Annotated in this window: 15 protein-coding genes; 11 read left to right on the top strand and 4 right to left on the bottom strand. The window is 43.7% G+C overall.

Annotated features, from left to right (window positions below; all coding sequences use genetic code 11):
• The 11 genes from coaBC to ACEQZT_RS12470 all read left to right on the top strand — a co-directional run bounded on the left by coaBC (position 1) and on the right by ACEQZT_RS12470 (position 10976).
• Positions 1-1191, top strand: coding sequence for a bifunctional phosphopantothenoylcysteine decarboxylase/phosphopantothenate--cysteine ligase CoaBC (gene coaBC, locus ACEQZT_RS12420; RefSeq protein WP_370089763.1), 1191 nt, complete (start codon positions 1-3; stop codon positions 1189-1191).
• A complete protein-coding gene (locus tag ACEQZT_RS12425) occupies positions 1188-2171 on the top strand; it encodes a hypothetical protein (protein WP_370089764.1) in 984 nt (327 codons plus the stop codon). Before coaBC ends, ACEQZT_RS12425 begins: the two co-directional genes overlap by 4 nt.
• Positions 2172-3062 carry a DUF4835 family protein gene (locus ACEQZT_RS12430; RefSeq protein WP_370089765.1) on the top strand — a complete coding sequence of 297 codons (891 nt, stop codon included), beginning with the start codon at positions 2172-2174 and terminating at the stop codon, positions 3060-3062.
• Between the two features lie 25 nt (positions 3063-3087).
• Entirely contained in the window at positions 3088-4740 is a 1653-nt protein-coding gene (gene recN, locus ACEQZT_RS12435) for a DNA repair protein RecN (RefSeq protein ID WP_370089766.1), read from the top strand.
• A 49-nt stretch (positions 4741-4789) separates the two neighbouring features.
• On the top strand, positions 4790-5191 hold the full coding sequence (locus ACEQZT_RS12440) for an endonuclease domain-containing protein (RefSeq protein ID WP_370089767.1): 402 nt from the start codon (positions 4790-4792) through the stop codon (positions 5189-5191).
• 27 nt (positions 5192-5218) lie between these two features.
• A complete protein-coding gene (locus tag ACEQZT_RS12445; RefSeq protein WP_370089768.1) occupies positions 5219-6031 on the top strand; it encodes an enoyl-ACP reductase in 813 nt (270 codons plus the stop codon).
• 31 nt (positions 6032-6062) lie between these two features.
• Positions 6063-6416 (top strand): four helix bundle protein, encoded by a 354-nt coding sequence (locus ACEQZT_RS12450; protein ID WP_370089769.1) that lies wholly within the window; start codon positions 6063-6065, stop codon positions 6414-6416.
• 38 nt (positions 6417-6454) lie between these two features.
• Positions 6455-7243, top strand: coding sequence for a 4-(cytidine 5'-diphospho)-2-C-methyl-D-erythritol kinase (gene ispE, locus ACEQZT_RS12455; RefSeq protein ID WP_370089770.1), 789 nt, complete (start codon positions 6455-6457; stop codon positions 7241-7243).
• A 150-nt stretch (positions 7244-7393) separates the two neighbouring features.
• Positions 7394-8038 (top strand): hypothetical protein, encoded by a 645-nt coding sequence (locus ACEQZT_RS12460; RefSeq protein WP_370089771.1) that lies wholly within the window; start codon positions 7394-7396, stop codon positions 8036-8038.
• Positions 8039-8341: 303 nt separating this feature from the next.
• On the top strand, positions 8342-9955 hold the full coding sequence (locus ACEQZT_RS12465; RefSeq protein WP_370089772.1) for a SulP family inorganic anion transporter: 1614 nt from the start codon (positions 8342-8344) through the stop codon (positions 9953-9955).
• 58 nt (positions 9956-10013) lie between these two features.
• Positions 10014-10976, top strand: coding sequence for an NAD(P)-dependent alcohol dehydrogenase (locus tag ACEQZT_RS12470; protein ID WP_370089773.1), 963 nt, complete (start codon positions 10014-10016; stop codon positions 10974-10976).
• Here the strand turns inward: ACEQZT_RS12470 and ACEQZT_RS12475 are convergent.
• The 4 genes from ACEQZT_RS12475 to tgt are packed head-to-tail and all read right to left on the bottom strand — an operon-like array spanning position 10973 to position 14431.
• Positions 10973-11293: a heavy metal-binding domain-containing protein gene (locus ACEQZT_RS12475; RefSeq protein ID WP_370089774.1), complete on the bottom strand. Its 321-nt coding sequence runs from the start codon at positions 11291-11293 to the stop codon at positions 10973-10975. The genes ACEQZT_RS12470 and ACEQZT_RS12475 overlap by 4 nt on opposite strands.
• A 1-nt stretch (position 11294) precedes the next feature.
• Positions 11295-12206 carry a DMT family transporter gene (locus ACEQZT_RS12480; RefSeq protein WP_370089775.1) on the bottom strand — a complete coding sequence of 304 codons (912 nt, stop codon included), beginning with the start codon at positions 12204-12206 and terminating at the stop codon, positions 11295-11297.
• Positions 12203-13285, bottom strand: a complete 1083-nt coding sequence (locus tag ACEQZT_RS12485; protein WP_370089776.1) for an LptF/LptG family permease — start codon at positions 13283-13285, stop codon at positions 12203-12205. Before ACEQZT_RS12485 ends, ACEQZT_RS12480 begins: the two co-directional genes overlap by 4 nt.
• 15 nt (positions 13286-13300) lie before the next feature.
• A complete protein-coding gene (gene tgt / locus ACEQZT_RS12490) occupies positions 13301-14431 on the bottom strand; it encodes a tRNA guanosine(34) transglycosylase Tgt (RefSeq protein WP_370089777.1) in 1131 nt (376 codons plus the stop codon).
• Positions 14432-14479: the final 48 nt, after the last annotated feature.

Below are 14479 nucleotides of genomic sequence, written 5' to 3' on the forward strand. Positions count from 1 at the left end.
ATGTTGGCGGGTAAAAAAATACTATTAGCGGTTTGTGGGTCAATAGCGGCCTATAAAACCGCTTTTTTTGTGCGCCTTTTGGTAAAGGAAGGCGCTGAAGTAAAGGTCATCATGACCGAAAGCGCCAAAGACTTCATCACTCCTCTTACTTTGGCCACCCTATCCAAGCACCCGGTACATTCAGACTATTTCGATGAGAAAAGTGGAGAGTGGCACAACCATGTAGAGCTGGGCATGTGGGCGGATCTCATACTCATTGCACCTCTGAGTGCCAATACCTTGGGAAAAATGGCCAATGGCATTTGCGACAACTTGTTGCTTGCAACCTACCTCTCGGCCAAGTGCCCGGTGATGGTGGCACCAGCCATGGATCTGGATATGTACCAGCACCCAACCACTCAGCAAAACTTAAAGAAGCTGCAATCATTTGGTAATGAAGTGATCGAGGCGCGTGACGGAGAGCTAGCCAGTGGTCTTTCCGGACAAGGACGCATGGCAGAGCCAGAAGAACTTCTGGAGATTATAAAAAAAAAGTTCGCTAATTCAGAAGCCTTAAAAGGAAAGAAGATTCTAATCACCTCTGGCCCTACCTTTGAAGCGATCGACCCGGTGCGGTTTATTGGCAATCACTCTTCAGGTAAGATGGGAACTGCCATCGCGGATGCTTTCCGAAATGCTGGTGCAGAGATAATCATGGTATCTGGGCCAGCCGCTCACCTACCCAACCACGGAAAAGTCATCAAGGTAAATTCAGCTCTTGAGATGCTGAATGAAGTGAAGGGTCATTATGATAATTCAGATGTAGCTGTATTCTCAGCTGCAGTTTCTGACTACCGACCGGAAAATCCTGCAAAGGAAAAGATCAAAAAGAAAGAAGATACGCTTCAGGTCAACCTGGTTAAAAATCCCGATATAGCTGCAGAGATGGGTAAGAAAAAAAAGAAGCAGTTTCATGTTGGGTTTGCCCTGGAGACCAACAATGAAGCCGTTAATGCCAAAGAGAAGCTCAAAAAGAAAAATTTTGACCTCATCGTCCTCAATTCTCTCAACGATCAGGGAGCTGGATTCAAGCAAGATACCAACAAAGTGACGTTCTTTGATAAAGACAATAATGAGCAAAGTTTTGAGTTGAAAAGTAAGGTTGAGGTGGCGCAGGATATTGTCAACTATGTGATTGAAAAACTTAAATGAGACTAGCCGGATTATTGATTATTTTCTGGGGAGCTTCTTTGTTTGCTCAAAATATTCCTGAGAATTTCAGGTTAAAAACCTTCTACTTTAACAGCGACCCTGTTGAGGTTTTGGTACAGAGCTTTCCAGAAGAAACAGACATTACTAAACCGCTATTTGTTTTTCTTCAAGGTAGTTTAGGCAGACCTCTGGTTCTTAGTGAAGATGAAACATTTAAGTTAGTCGCCTTACCATTCAGAAACGACAGCATCTTAAAGGATTACCACATAGTTCTTGTCTCAAAACCGTTTATTCCGGCAATTGCCAACCAAAGCCAGTTAGATGATAATTATGTGTTTAGAGACAGTGAGGGTAATATTCCCAAAAAATTCCTTCAAAGTGACTTTATCGAATACTACACCGATCAAATCAATACAGCAATAGGTCAACTTCTCAAAGAAGATTGGGTTTCATCGACTACTCTGGTGGTAGCTGGACACTCTCAGGGTAGTCACATTGCTGTTGATGTGGCAGCCTCCAATAAGAGTGTTAGTCACCTCATCTTTTCTGGGGGTAATCCTTACGGAAGAATACTTAATACCATTGGTTCTGTCAGAGCAGATGAGGACACAGTTCCTAAAACCCCGCGTATATTTGAGTACTACGCTCAGGCCTTACAGAACTCTGACGATGATTTTAGTGAGCTAGGCGGTGATTCATTCAAGTCAATTACTTCAAACAACAAGTCAACAAATCAAACTATCCTTAATCTTAATATTCCTATTTTGGTATCGTACGGGAGTAGAGATAATGTTACTCCTTATATTGATCTGCTTCATATAGAGGCATTAAAAAGTGGAAAGCAACATATTCGATTTTGGGAATATACCGGAACAAATCATAATTTTTTTCCAATTGACAATGATGGAAATGTAGATTACAGCATCAACCCGTGGGATAAGGTTGCACAAGACTGGTATAAGTGGATTAAAGAAAATTAAATGAAGGTATTATTATTTGTATTGGCCATCTCTCTAGCAATAGTTGCGCCTTGTCAGGAGCTTAACTGTCGTGTCATTGTCAACGCACAGCAGGTTCAAACAACAGAGCGGGCGGTGTTCTCCGAAATGGAAACCGAGTTTGCTCAGTTTCTAAATACAACCAGATGGACAGGTGATGACTTTGACGAAGAAGAGGTGATCAACTGCAACCTGGTGCTTACAATCTCCGAAATGCCAAGTATCGGTGTGTTCAAGGCATCCGTTCAGATACTTTCAAGCCGCCCCGTTTACGGCACCAGTTATGAATCTGTCATCATGAATTTTGCTGATCGTGATTGGGAGTTTGAGTACCTACAGTCTCAACCTTTGCGGTTCAATGAAAACACCTTCAATAGCAACATCACCTCCATGCTAGCTTATTATGCCTACATGATCATTGGATTTGATTACGACACCTTTTCGGAGCTTGGCGGTACTCCCCACTTTCAGAATGCTTTTAAGGTGGTGAATAATGCACAGCAGACCAACTATTCCGGGTGGCAGCAATTCAATAGTGTACGAAACAGGTACTGGCTGGTAGAGAATGTGCAAAATCCTCAGCTGGAACCAATCAGAAAAGCGCTTTATACCTACCACAGAAATGGACTAGACATCATGGCAGAGGATCGGGAGCAAGCAGAAAAAAATATCCTGGCTGCTTTGGGAGAAATACAAAAAGCAAACAGAGCGCGTCCAAGATCAATTTTGACTATCACCTTCATGGATGCCAAGTCAGGAGAATTACAGCAAATCTTCTCACAATCCAACCTGGCTACCCGGCGACAGGCATACAACCTGCTCAACAATTTAGACCCATCAAGAACCGATGAATATAAGTCGCTGATTGAGTAGTCTCTGATATCTTTGTGACCCATTTATGATCAAGTCGCTCCAGATAAAGAACTACGCACTCATCCAGGATTTGGAAATGTCTCCCTCCGCTCGGTTAAATATCATTACCGGAGAAACGGGAGCCGGTAAATCAATCATGCTGGGAGCTGTGGGCTTGCTGCTGGGGAAGCGTGCAGACACTAAAGTCTTGCTTGACGAAAATCAAAAATGCATCGTAGAGGGAGTTTTTGATATTTCGCCCTACTCGCTTCAAAAAATCTTCGAACAGGAAGACCTTGATTATGAATCGGAATGTGTGATCCGAAGGGAGATAAGCCCCTCCGGAAAGTCCAGAGCTTTTGTCAATGATACTCCAACGAATCTCAATGCTCTAAAAGCTATTGGTGAGAAGCTGATGGACGTGCACTCACAACATGAGTCATTGCAGCTTGGGAACAACACCTACCAACTAAATGTACTAGATGCATTTGCGGCACACCCTGAACTGATCAGTGCCTATAAACAATCCTATAAAGCCTACGATCAAGCCAGAAAGCATCTTCAAAAACTGGAGTCATTAGCATCTCAAAGTGCCGAAGATGCGGACTACAGACAATTTCTGCTGAATGAACTAGTGGAAACTGATCTCAACAGCCTTAATCAGGAAGAGCTAGAGAGTGAATTGGAAGTCCTGGAAAATGCCGAAGATATTAAGCTGAAACTCTCACAGATCATTCATTTGCTGGATGAGTCCGAGGTTGCAGTGATTCAGCAATTGACTGAATCGAAATCGCTCATACACTCCATCGCCTCCTTTTCAAAAGAACTGGAAGAACTCAGCGATCGAATAGAGAGTGCAACGATAGAGCTTTCGGACATCAATAATGAGATGCAGCGAGTGCAGGACAAAGTGGAGCACGACCCGGAAAAGATTCAGGAACTGAAAGATCGCCTGGATCTATTGTACCGCCTTCAAAAAAAGCACAATGTGCTCACTGTTTCAGAGTTAATCTCCATTCGAGAAGAGCTGGATCAGAGCCTTGGCCAGGTAGCTAACTTAGATGCAGATATTGCCAAGGCAAAAACAGACCTGAGTGCAGCTGAAGAAGAGATGCTTGAGCGTGGATCAAAGCTGACCGAATCACGAAAGCTTTCCGCACTCAACTTTGCCGATGAGATTGAAAAAATAATTCATCAGATTGGGATTGAAAACGGTACAGTGGAGATAAAGGTAAATCCCTCAGATCCATCTTCAAATGGCCTGGATACCATCGAGATGCTGTTTAGCGCCAATAAAGGAATCAAGCCTCAAGAGCTCAAAGAGGTAGCCTCAGGCGGAGAATTTTCCCGATTGATCTTTGCAGTGAAATACCTGATAGCGGATAAGACAGCCATGCCAACCATCATTTTTGATGAGATTGACACAGGAGTATCCGGTGAAGTTGCACTTCAGATGATCCGGATGATGAAGCACATGGCAAAAAATCACCAGGTCATTAGCATCAGTCACCTGCCACAGTTTGCTGCCGGTGGGGATGCACACTATTACGTGTACAAAGATCACAGCTCAGATCGCTCAGTGAGCCGCATCAAGCGACTTGCCGATCAGGATCGCATCACTGAAATTGCCAAGATGATTGGTGGCGAGAATCCCGGTGCTTCTGCATTGGAGAGTGCTAAGGAATTGTTGAGGCTTTAAAATTCCCCCTTAATAAAGGGGGTTAGGGGGTTGTTATATTTACACCGGAATGAAAATCCACTACAACCCAAAACTCAAAGACCTCTCTCGTCAACTTAGAAACAACAGCACATTATCTGAGGTGCTATTGTGGAATGAATTGAAAGCGAAAAAGATGTATGGCTATCAATTTATGCGTCAAAAACCCATACTTAATTACATTGTTGATTTCTTTTGCAGTAAACTTAAACTGGTAATCGAGATTGATGGCGATTCACATCATCATGCGGAAGCATACAAGGCGGATATTGAGCGACAAAGGGAAATTGAAAAACTTGGCATTCACTTCTTGCGATTTGATGACCTAGACGTGAAACACAATATGGTCAATGTCTTGAGAACTATTGAAAGTTTTATTTTAGAATTAGAAGAAAAGAACAACCCCCCAGCCCCCTTTGGTAAGGGGGAGTAAGAGTTAAATAAACCGAAATCAAATACTATGTCACATAATCTACTGAAAGGAAAAAGAGGTATCATCTCTGGCGCATTGGATCAAAACTCTATCGCCTGGAAAGTCGCTGAAAAAGCACATGAGCAAGGAGCCACGTTTACATTGACCAACGCCCCTATCGCTATGCGTATGGGTGAGATCAACAAACTTGGCGAGCAGTGCAATGCGGAAATTATTCCTGCCGATGCTACCTCCATGGAAGACCTGGAAAATCTGTTTACCAAATCTCAGGAAGTACTGGGAGGAAAAATTGACTTTGTACTCCACTCCATAGGGATGAGCCCTAACGTGAGAAAAGGCAAAAACTATGGTGACCTGAACTACGACTGGTTTCAGAAGACACTAGATGTTTCGGCACTTTCTTTTCACAAAATGATGCAAACGGCAGAAAAACTTGATGCTATGAATGAGTGGGGATCCATTCTTGGACTTTCGTACATCGCTGCACAGCGAACGTTCCCGGACTATTCAGATATGGCGCAAGCCAAAGCACTGCTAGAATCAATTGCACGAAGCTACGGCTATCGGTTTGGAGTGAGTAAAAAAGTACGTGTAAACACGATCTCTCAGTCTCCGACCATGACAACTGCAGGATCTGGAGTTCCGGGCTTTGACGTGTTCTTCAATTATGCAGACAAGATGTCGCCACTTGGAAACGCAGACGCAGAAAGCTGTGCAGACTACTGCATCGCCATGTTCTCAGACCTGACCCGTATGGTCACCATGCAGAACCTGATGCACGATGGAGGATTCTCTACTTCGGGTATCACAGAGGCCATGGTAGAGGAATTGAGTAAGTAGCAAGTTTCAGGTCTCAAGCTACAAGTTTGATATGCGGAACTTTAAAGAGTTGTTAATCTGGCAAAAAGGAATGGAGATTTGGGAAGAATCTTATAAGATCACTCAGCTCCTTCCTACAGATGAACGATTTGGACTTGTAAGTCAAATAAATAGAGCTTCATCTTCTATTCCTGCCAATATTGCAGAGGGAGCTAGCCGAAAGGGCATAAAAGATCAGGCCCGATTTATTCAAATAGCTCTTGGTTCTGCTTTCGAACTCGAGACCTTCTATCTTGGAATCCTTAGATTAAAACTCACAGAAGAATCCGAGATTGAGCAAATTCTTAGCTTAATTATTGAAGAACAAAAAATGCTTTCGGGCTATTTGAAAAAACTTAGTTCTTAAGCATTTGCTTAAAGCTTGCACCTTGAAACTTATAGCTAATGATCACCTTCCCAAACGCAAAAATCAATCTTGGACTCAACATTGTGAGCAAGCGGGAAGACGGCTACCACAACATTGAAAGCTGCTTTTATCCCATCCCCAGGCACGACAGCCTGGAGGTGATAGAAGCCGCTTCTTTTGCTTTCCATAGCTATGGACTGGATATCCCTGGGGACGCTACCTCCAACCTATGTGTGAAAGCTTATGAGCTCATTAAAGCAGATTTTGATATTCCTCCCGTAGAAATTCATCTGCTCAAAACCATTCCTATGGGTGCCGGCTTGGGTGGGGGCTCAGCAGATGGAGCGTTCACTTTAAAAATGCTGAACAACCTGTTTAGACTCGAACTTTCCGATTCGCAGCTTGAAACTTACTGCTTGAAGCTTGGAAGCGACTGCCCTTTCTTCATCAAAAACCTACCGGCCATAGCTACCGGACGAGGCGAGCACCTTCAGCCCATTGATTTGGATTTGTCTGGTTATTATTTAGCGATATACAATCCCGGCATTCATGTCTCGACCAAAGAAGCCTATGCAGGCGTCACGCCGAGGAAAGCTAAAATCTCCATTAGCAATTTCATAAATACACCTATCCAAGAATGGAAGGATAAGCTTGTAAACGATTTTGAGTCCTCCATCTTCCCCAATCATCCCGAGATAGAGCAGCTGAAAAGGGAAATGTACGATGCTGGCGCCATCTATGCCTCTATGACCGGAAGCGGGAGTACGGTGTTTGGGTTGTTTGAGGAAGTGGTTGAGATGAATGGGTGGAAAGTCGTAGAATTATAAAACGTTTTCATAAACGTTTATATACGTAACTATACGTTTAAGAAACGTTTATTGAACGCTTTGAAATAGAAGAAAACGCTGAATACACGTTGTTTGAAAGGAATTGGTTAGTTTGCACGCTACATTATTGTTAGAAACAATACCCTTCCCTTGGACAAAGAGACTGCTAGATATATTGTAATTCACTTTGCTAACCTTCTAACGGAGAACGAAGCAACTGCTCGCAGGCATCTAAACTCAATTGAAAAGCTAGGGGAAGCAAACGAAGATGATACCAAATGGCGACTTTATAAGGAGAAAAACTGGATATCCGAAGATCCCGAAGTTCTAAAATTGGTAAAAAACGGATATGATGAATTTGAACTAAACGCAGCTGGCAGAATTATGCTGGAAGCAGGTAATAAAATTTACCTCAACAAATGTCCTAACTGTGGAAAACTTGCAAGAACTCCTCAAGCAAGACAATGTCGACACTGTGGTGCCAATTGGCATAACATAACTACAGCTAAATTTCAACTCAACTCTTCTTTTCAACTCACTGACAGACCATTCTTCCTAACAGGCCAGATAACAGAAGGACAGGTGAACAAGGGTGACTTTATCGACCTAACCATGATCGGACTTAACTGTAAACCAAGAATAACTGCAATTGAATACGTATCCTTGAAAACCGAGGATAATACAAGGAAAGAAGATATTGCTCTTGGAACGGACGAACTGGATGAACAAGAAAAGGAATACTTGAAAAGCTACGGCTCTCACGGAACTCCATTTGACATCATATCGAGAAAGTAAAGTTTCTAACAAACGATATTGCGCATGGCCTTACTTAGTCATCTGCCAAGTGTCTGCTAAACTTCCCGCTTATCTGTCGCCAAGAAACTGAAGTGCTTTCTACTTACATCTGCTCGTGGGAGATTTTTATTTGTGTTGGCGCAGTGCCATTTGATACTTTGAATGCACCGGCAGATAAGCTACTTTTATCGGTATTAAAAAAGCTCGGAGGCCACAGCGCCATATCTGAGCGTTAAATAATCTCACCAACCTTCCCTCCCCTCCCCGAATATTCTATCTTTGCGCGCTCATTTAAGCGCAGCAATGAAAAGATTATTCCGAAACTTCACTTTTAATCCCAAGAACGACATCCTATCCGGTCTTACAGTAGCTCTTGCGCTGGTACCGGAAGCTGTAGCCTTTGCCTTTGTAGCGGGCATAGACCCAATGGTTGGACTATATGGGGCATTCATGATGGGCATTGTCACCTCCATGTTTGGTGGACGGCCGGGCATGATCTCAGGAGCTACAGGAGCAATGGCCGTAGTGATGGTGCACATGATCCAAAAAGGAAATGAAGTTGGAGCTTCGTTGGCTGCACCTATCGAAAACCTTGGACTTCAATGGTTATTCATCACACTCTTACTGGTTGGTGGTATTCAGATTCTTGCAGGTGTGCTTCGCCTTGGAAAGTTTGTGCGACTCATCCCGCACTCTGTAATGATGGGATTTGTGAACGGTCTTGCAATCGTGATATTCCTCTCTCAGCTAGGTCTTTTCAAGGAGCGTGTAAACGGTGAGTACCAATGGATGCAAGGGCAAGATCTTTTCATCATGCTGGGACTGGCAGGGCTTACGATGGCCATTATGTTCCTACTACCAAAAATCACCAAGAAGATACCATCTGCATTGGTTGGTATTGTGGTGGTAGCATGCATCACAATTTTCGGAGGCCTGGATGTCAGCACCGTTGGTTCCTTTATCCGAGAAGGTGGTGGTAACGGCCTGGAAGGAAGCTTGCCAAGTTTTCAAATACAGATTTTTGGGTTACTTGACACACTAAATGGACATTGGGGGTTGATAATCTCTACCGCATTTCTTTTAGCAGCCGTAGGTTTAATTGAGTCGTTGATGACACTCAACCTTATAGATGACATGACGGAGACACGTGGAAGTGGAAATCGCGAGTGTGTGGCTCAGGGTGGTGCCAATATCCTCAACGGACTATTCGGTGGAATGGGTGGCTGTGCAATGATCGGTCAATCCATCATCAATGTAAGCTCGGGAGGTAGAGGGCGTCTATCTGGAATCACTGCAGCTATTGCCCTGTTGTGCTTCATTTTGTTTGCTGCACCACTTATTGAGCAAATTCCTATCGCAGCATTAGTCGGCGTAATGTTTATGGTGGTCATCGGCACATTCGCGTGGAGCAGCTTCCGCATCATCAACAAGATTCCTTTGGCAGATGCCATTGTGCTGGTAACTGTATCTGCAGTAACCGTCTGGCAGGATTTGGCTATTGCAGTGATAGTCGGTGTAATCATGTCAGCCCTCGTATTTGCATGGCAAAATGCTACAATGATCCGAGCAAGGAAGTATATGAAAGAAGACGGCACCAAAGTGTATGAAATCTGGGGGCCACTTTTCTTTGGATCTGTGCAGGCCTTCAACACTAAGTTTGATGCAGCTAACGACCCTGAGGTTATCGAGTTGGACTTTATGGAGTCCAGAGTGAGTGATCACTCGGGTATTGAGGCCATCTATGCGCTGGAGCAGAAATACAAGGAATATGGCAAGCGGGTGAAGCTGGTGCACCTTAGCCCGGAGTGTAAAACACTTCTACACAAAGCGAGCCCGGAATTTGAGCACATGATCGTATCATCCATCGATGATCCACGGTACCATGTGGTGACGGATTTGATGGATAGGGAGGTGTAGTTGTAACTCTTTGGTTTTGTCAAACGTCCTAAATTGGTCAACCTAACTGACCAATATTTTGAAAGCAATCGTTTGCAAATCGTATGGCCCTTCTTCTCAGCTTAAACTGGAAGAAGTTGAAAAACCCAGCCCTAAGCCCAAGGAAGTTTTAATTAAAATCCACTGCAGTGCAGTCAATGATTACGACTGGAGCATGGTGAGAGGCAAACCCAACCTTTATCGACTTCTCTTTGGGCTATTTAAACCCAAACATCCGATACCCGGCATGGAGTTGTCAGGAGTCGTTGAATCTTGTGGAGCAGAAGTATCAAAATTCAAAGCTGGTGACAAAGTGTATGGAGACATCTCTGCATTCGGATTTGGAAGTTTTGCAGAATACATCACCATCCATGAAGATGCAGTAGTTCAAAAGCCTGAATATCTTTCCTTTGAAGAAGCAGCAGCTCTCTCGCATGCTGCAAACCTGGCATGGCAGGGACTAATAGACTTTGGAAAGCTTAAGAAAGACATGAAGGTCTTAATCAATGGAGCCGGAGGTGGTGTCGGCTCAATTGGCTTACAAATTGCCAAAACCTACAATTGTCATGTGACCGGAGTGGATACCGGAAATAAACTACAGATCATGAACAAGATCGGATTTGATAGAATCATAGATTACAAGGAAGAAGACTTTACTAAAAGTCGTGAGAAATATGACCTGATTTTGGACACAAAAACTACTCATGCTCCTAAAGCATACATGAAGGTTTTAAATCCACATGGAAGGTATGTGACAGTAGGTGGAAATATTGGAAGGCTCTTACAGATCGCTTTGGCTCAGTGGGTGTTGAAAAAGCCTGTTTACGTAGTACCCCTTGATGCTAACAAAGATCTGGAACAGATTCATAAACTCTGTAAGTCCGGTAAGGTCAAACCCATTATTGATGGCCCCTATCCGATTGAAAAAACTGGAGAGGCCATTCAATATTTTGGTGAAGGGAGACACCACGGTAAAGTGATTGTCTCCCTGGATTCCAATTAGCTCAATTTTACAGCCGTACCGCTGGCGCTCACCATCATCATCCCTGAGTCCTTTCCCAGCGTCTCATAGTCAAGATCTATGGCTATGACAGCATTGGCTCCTAGGGCTTCTGCAGCAGCTATCAGCTCCTGCACCGCAATATTCTTAGCATCTTTTAAAGACTTTTCATAGGCACCAGAACGACCGCCTACAATATCTGTAATGGAAGCAAAAATGTCTTTGAAAATATTGGCACCAATGATGGCTTCACCTGTAACCAGGCCATAGTAAGTGGAGATGGACTTACCCTCCACAGTGTTCGTAGTAGTTAATAGCATATTATCTAATTATATCGGTTGAAAGCGCCTTTTTCTTATAGCGCCTGTTCAATAACGGGTATAGCAACACAGAGGTTAGGATCAACAATGTTCCCAGGTAAAATCCGGGGCTCATTTCCTCACTGTCACCAAAAATCAGCAGCGCTAATATGATTCCATAAACGGGTTCCAGATTCACGACCAAATTAATTGAAAATGCTGAAAGTCGTTTCATCAACTCGACGGAAACCGAGTAGGCATACACGGTACAAACCACAGCAAGAATACCCAGGTAAAGCCACTCTGTAGCAGTAGGATTCAGTGAAAGTGAATCCACAAAGTACATTCGATAAATCGGGAAGAACATCACTGTGGCCAGGCAGGCTCCAACCATCTCATAGAATGTGATCACATAAGGGTCATAAGATTTTGTCAATCGACCATTGATAACGGTGAAAACAGAAGCAATAAAAGCAGAAAGCACTGCAGTCAGCAATCCGGACAGGTAGTCAAACTCCACATTAAAAATCACCCCAATCCCCACAAAGGCGATGATGCTAAGGAGGACTTCAAATCCGCGGATTTTTCTACCCTGAGATAAAGGTTCTATCAGGCTGGTCCATAATGAGCAGGTAGCCATACCTGCCAAACAAACGGAAGCATTCGATATTCGGGCCGAAAGGAAGAATAAAATCCAGTGTGCAGCGATCAACACGCCTGTGCCCAAGATCATTAATAGATTTTTTCTGGAAGGAATGCTCAATGACTTCTTCCACAATTTCAAAAGCAACCATAGCCCGGCTGAGGCGATGAGCGTACGGAAGAAAACCACCTCTACTGATGGAATCTCAATCAATAATCCCAGGATGGCTGTAAAACCCCAGATCAATACAATGAAATGAAGCGTCAGAAAATCCTTTCGCTCCTGGATCATCGGGGTACTGTTTTATATAGGAACATAGCCACCCCTGTGAAGATAATATTTGGCATCCAAATGGCCAGAATGGTATTCATCGTCCCTGCCTCAGCAATTGCGGTAGCCAGGATAAATGTAATGATGAAAGCAAAGGCAATCACAAAACCTAGCGCAATCTGAAACCCTGTACCCTGACGCGATTTTTTTGCCGAAACAATCACCCCGATAGCCATCAGGATTATGAGCGTAAAGGGCGACATGTACCGCACATATTTTTCGATTTGAAAAATGTGCACATCGTCTGCACCACGAGACTTTTGAAGCTTGATGTGCTTATTCAACTCATCCATGGTCATCGTTTCCCAAATCCGATCTTTATTCCCAAAATCTTCAGGAGTCAGGTTCAGTAAGGTGTCCAGCTCCTCTCCTTCTGTAATCACTTCCTTAAAGTCTTTGATTTCACGCTTTTGCCATTTTTTCAGCTTCCATACTCCGGTGGTGTCCCAGTCAATTTGACGAGCTGTTACTTTTTCTACTAACTGAGTGCCATGAATGGTCTCCAGCGTCACAGATGACCCCACATCACGCCTTACATCATACCGATACATATAGATATAGTCTTCCAGACTGTCTCGCTCAGCAATTTTTATGTGGATGTGTTTATCGGTATTATAAAATGGGTCCTTGAGGTATCGCATTTCAAATTCAAGCCTGAACTTGTTGGCATCCGGAATCACATAACTATTTAAATAAAAGCTGGTACTGCCTATCAGAATGGAGGCTATGAAGTACGGAAACAGCATACGTCTAAAACTAATGCCACTGGCCAGAATGGCCACAATCTCCGACTTGGCTGCCATTTTAGCGGTTACGAAAACCGTAGCTATAAATACGGTAATGGGTGTAAGCAGGCTGGCAATGTATGGTATAAATGAAAGGTAATAATCCCAGATCAGGTCTGAACTTAGCTCGTTCTTGATGAAGTCGTCATTCTTCTCTGTAAAGTCAATGACGCAAATGATCAGCTCCAGCAATCCCACCACAAAAACGAATGTGACGAGAATCTTTTTGAGTATGTACCAATCGAGCTTTTTCATTGTTCAAAAAATGGATCAAAGACGCTGACTTACCTTTTTCACCATTGCTTCTTTCCAGCTTGCGAAGTTATCATTTAAGATTTGTTTGCGTGCCTCACCTACCAGCCACAAGTAGAATGTAAGGTTTTGGATGCTTGCAATTTGTGCGCCAAGAATTTCGTTGCTGGTGATCAAATGTCGTAAGTATCCTTTTGTATAAAAAGAGCTTGCATAGCCTCCCAACTCCGGGTCAATTGGTGAAAAATCATCCTTCCACTTTTCATTGCGAATATTCACAATACCCTGAGTGGTGAATAGCATACCATTGCGCGCATTACGGGTTGGCATCACACAATCAAACATATCCACCCCTAAAGCAATACACTCCAAAATATTCGCAGGTGTCCCTACGCCCATCAGGTAACGAGGCTTGTTTTTAGGTAGGATGCCACATACATGATCAGTCATGGCGTACATCTCCTCTGCCGGCTCACCTACAGACAGGCCTCCAATGGCATTTCCTTCTCTTTCTTTGCTGGCTATGTATTCCGCAGATTGCGTTCGCAAATCCTTGTAAACACTGCCCTGAACAATCGGAAATAAGGTCTGGGTGTATCCGTATTTTCCTTCGGTTTCATCAAATCGACTAACACATCGATCCAGCCACCGATGGGTCATGTGCATCGACTTTTCGGCGTAATCATACTCACACGGATAGGGTGTGCACTCATCAAAAGCCATGATGATATCCGCACCGATAGTTCGCTGAATATCCATGATGGACTCTGGCGTGAAGAAGTGCCTGCTCCCGTCTTTGTGAGACTGAAAGTGAACACCCTCCTCTACTATCTTTCGGTTATCTGCGAGTGAGTAAACCTGATAACCACCACTATCAGTCAAAATGGGTCGATCCCATCCATTGAACTTGTGTAACCCTCCCGCCTGCTCGATCACATCCAATCCAGGACGCATGTACAGGTGATAGGTATTTCCAAGGATAATTTGGGCTTTGATGTCCTCCTTCAGTTCACGCTGATGCACCGCCTTCACTGTTCCGGCAGTTCCAACCGGCATGAAGATAGGCGTTTGAATCTCGCCGTGATCGGTCTTTACCGTTCCTGCTCGTGCTGCTGATTTACTGTCCGTATGATGTAACTCGAATTGCATGGGGCGCAAAAATACGTTGAAATGTTATCCTCGGCTATTTACGTCAGA

The organism is Ekhidna sp. (assembly GCF_964218185.1).
In the GTDB taxonomy this organism is placed as follows: Bacteria; Bacteroidota; Bacteroidia; order Cytophagales; family Cyclobacteriaceae; genus Ekhidna.

What these genes read in the sequence shown, in the direction of transcription:
- ispE (WP_370089770.1), top strand. Translation starts at nt 6,455, where the DNA reads ATGATCACCTTCCCAAACGCAAAAATCAATCTTGGACTCAACATTGTG.
- recN (WP_370089766.1), top strand. Translation starts at nt 3,088, where the DNA reads ATGATCAAGTCGCTCCAGATAAAGAACTACGCACTCATCCAGGATTTG.
- tgt (WP_370089777.1), bottom strand. Translation starts at nt 14,431, where the DNA reads ATGCAATTCGAGTTACATCATACGGACAGTAAATCAGCAGCACGAGCA.
- ACEQZT_RS12485 (WP_370089776.1), bottom strand. Translation starts at nt 13,285, where the DNA reads ATGAAAAAGCTCGATTGGTACATACTCAAAAAGATTCTCGTCACATTC.
- ACEQZT_RS12440 (WP_370089767.1), top strand. Translation starts at nt 4,790, where the DNA reads ATGAAAATCCACTACAACCCAAAACTCAAAGACCTCTCTCGTCAACTT.
- ACEQZT_RS12480 (WP_370089775.1), bottom strand. Translation starts at nt 12,206, where the DNA reads ATGATCCAGGAGCGAAAGGATTTTCTGACGCTTCATTTCATTGTATTG.
- ACEQZT_RS12445 (WP_370089768.1), top strand. Translation starts at nt 5,219, where the DNA reads ATGTCACATAATCTACTGAAAGGAAAAAGAGGTATCATCTCTGGCGCA.
- ACEQZT_RS12465 (WP_370089772.1), top strand. Translation starts at nt 8,342, where the DNA reads ATGAAAAGATTATTCCGAAACTTCACTTTTAATCCCAAGAACGACATC.
- ACEQZT_RS12425 (WP_370089764.1), top strand. Translation starts at nt 1,188, where the DNA reads ATGAGACTAGCCGGATTATTGATTATTTTCTGGGGAGCTTCTTTGTTT.
- coaBC (WP_370089763.1), top strand. Translation starts at nt 1, where the DNA reads ATGTTGGCGGGTAAAAAAATACTATTAGCGGTTTGTGGGTCAATAGCG.
- ACEQZT_RS12475 (WP_370089774.1), bottom strand. Translation starts at nt 11,293, where the DNA reads ATGCTATTAACTACTACGAACACTGTGGAGGGTAAGTCCATCTCCACT.
- ACEQZT_RS12430 (WP_370089765.1), top strand. Translation starts at nt 2,172, where the DNA reads ATGAAGGTATTATTATTTGTATTGGCCATCTCTCTAGCAATAGTTGCG.
- ACEQZT_RS12450 (WP_370089769.1), top strand. Translation starts at nt 6,063, where the DNA reads ATGCGGAACTTTAAAGAGTTGTTAATCTGGCAAAAAGGAATGGAGATT.